We start from the raw sequence: 757 nt of genomic DNA on the forward strand, positions 1-757 counted from the left end.
GACTGCTTACACTTTGAAGTTGCGTATTACAGTTTTTTAGAATGGGCGATTGAGCACCAGGTGCAATACTTTGAAGGCGGCGCTCAAGGCCCTCACAAGATGGCGCGCGGTTTTATGCCGGTCATCACACAATCCGCACACTGGATGGCTAATTCTGGTTTTCAGCAAGCCATCGAACAGGCCTGTCAACTAGAATCAAAAGAAATTATGGCTTATTTTGATCACTTAGGAACACCCTTTAAAACGTCATTGGGTAAACCAGAATCACCAGACCCGCTACAATCTTGATGATTCGAATCAACCATGAGCCTGGTGCAATAAAGCCATAGCCCACTAAGGTTGTTGCAACCCCTGTTTTAACCATTGCCAGAATTGCGCTGGTCGGATTGCTTGCCAACTCAATCAAGTCTGGTGTTGAAATCATCGCCAAAGGAATCATGTAGAGCCCAACACCCAGCGCCATGGCTTTCCAAGCGACTTTCAACCAGTTCTCTTGCACCATACCTGCTGCAATAAACACCGCACCACAAACAGGTGGAGTAATCGTTGAAAGCAGTGCAAACCAAAATACAAACAAGTGCGTCTGTAACTGGCTCAGACCCAGATCAGTCAATGCAGGACCTGCAACGGATACACAAATCACATAAGCCGCTGTGGTCGGCACTTCCATTCCCAATAGCAAGCAGGTTAAGGCTGTCAGTAAAATCGCAGGCCAGAGCATGCCGCCAGAACCCGATAAAATCATCGAGGTAATTTT

General features: G+C 47.0%; 2 protein-coding genes. One reads left to right on the top strand and one right to left on the bottom strand.

Going from position 1 to position 757, the window contains the following annotated elements:
* A partial coding sequence (locus ACOI06_RS14545; protein ID WP_420663311.1) for a peptidogalycan biosysnthesis protein occupies positions 1–288 on the top strand: 288 nt, incomplete at its 5' end.
* Here ACOI06_RS14545 and ACOI06_RS14550 read toward each other — a convergent pair.
* Positions 239–757, bottom strand: a 519-nt coding sequence (locus tag ACOI06_RS14550; RefSeq protein WP_420663312.1) for a TRAP transporter large permease subunit, incomplete at its 5' end; no start/stop codon positions are given. The genes ACOI06_RS14545 and ACOI06_RS14550 overlap by 50 nt on opposite strands.

The sequence above is a fragment of the Orrella sp. 11846 genome (genome assembly GCF_048820935.1).
GTDB lineage: Bacteria > Pseudomonadota > Gammaproteobacteria > Burkholderiales > Burkholderiaceae_B > Algicoccus.